The following is a 1,083-nucleotide window of genomic DNA, read 5'->3' as shown; positions in this document are numbered from 1 at the left end:
CACCCGGGTGATCTGGCCGCTGTCGACCGCGATGATCGGCGTGAACTTCGCGCTCACGTTCGTGCAGACCGTCGGCGCGTTCGCCGAGCCCGCCATCCTGGGTGGCCCGAACGGGCAGATGCTCGGCAACACGATCTCGGCGCAGCTGCAGGCCGGCGTGCACCAGCAGTTCGCCGTGGCGATGTCGCTGGTGCTGCTGGTGGCATCGCTGATCGTGGTCGGCGGGGTGACCGGCCTGCTGACCTGGTCGCGCAACGCGCTCTCCGGTGTCTCGAAGGCCGGCCGGCCCCGCGCCGAGCGCGTTGTCGCGCAGGCGCGGCTCGCCGAAGACGCCCTCACCACGGAGAATGCGCTCTCGGGCGACAACGTCCTCCAGGCCACTGGCCTCCCGACCACCGAAGGGGTGCTCCGATGAAGACCGCCGTCGTGCCCCGGTTGATGAAGATCTGGCTGTACGTGGTGCTGGTCATTCTGGCGTTGCCGCTGCTGGCCATGACCGCGCTCAGTTTGAACCAGTCCCGGTATGGCACGTTCCCGTTCCACTTCACCTTCGACTGGTACGCGAACCTCGCCCACGACCAGGCCCTCGTCGACGCCCTGCTCACCAGCCTGAACCTGGCGACGCAGGCGACGATCTTCGCCGTCATCGTCGGCACGCTGCTGGCGCTCGGGATGGCGCGGGCGCGCGTGTTCGTCACGGTGCCGATCAACGGCCTCCTGCTGGCCCTGCTCACGGTGCCCGCCCTGATCCTCGCCGCCGGCTTCGTCGTCGTCTTCGGCTGGCTGGGTCTGGGGTCGAGCACGCTCGGGCTGATCCTGGCGTCGATCGTGACCTCGNCCCGCCCTGATCCTCGCCGCCGGCTTCGTCGTCGTCTTCGGCTGGCTGGGTCTGGGGTCGAGCACGCTCGGGCTGATCCTGGCGTCGATCGTGACCTCGCTGCCGTTCGTGGTGTTGATCGTCTCGGGGAGGCTGCGCGACCTGAACCCGAACTACGCGGAGGCCGCCCACTCCCTGGGCGCGGGCCCGGTGCGCACGTTCCTCACCATCACCATCCCGCTGATCGGACCGTCGATCATCGCGGG

The 1,083-nt window shown here is 69.2% G+C and carries 1 protein-coding gene and 1 pseudogene; both read left to right on the top strand.

The features are described 5' to 3' along the window. A pseudogene (locus ASF88_RS20755) lies at nucleotides 1-415 on the top strand (hypothetical protein); the annotation flags it as partial. Nucleotides 416-838: 423 nt separating this feature from the next. After that, nucleotides 839-1,083: ABC transporter permease (locus ASF88_RS20220; protein WP_157498469.1), on the top strand; the 245-nt coding region annotated here is incomplete at both ends.

Source organism: Leifsonia sp. Leaf336, assembly GCF_001423695.1.
Lineage (GTDB): Bacteria > Actinomycetota > Actinomycetes > Actinomycetales > Microbacteriaceae > Leifsonia.
This window is presented reverse-complemented; position numbering and strand designations above follow the sequence as displayed.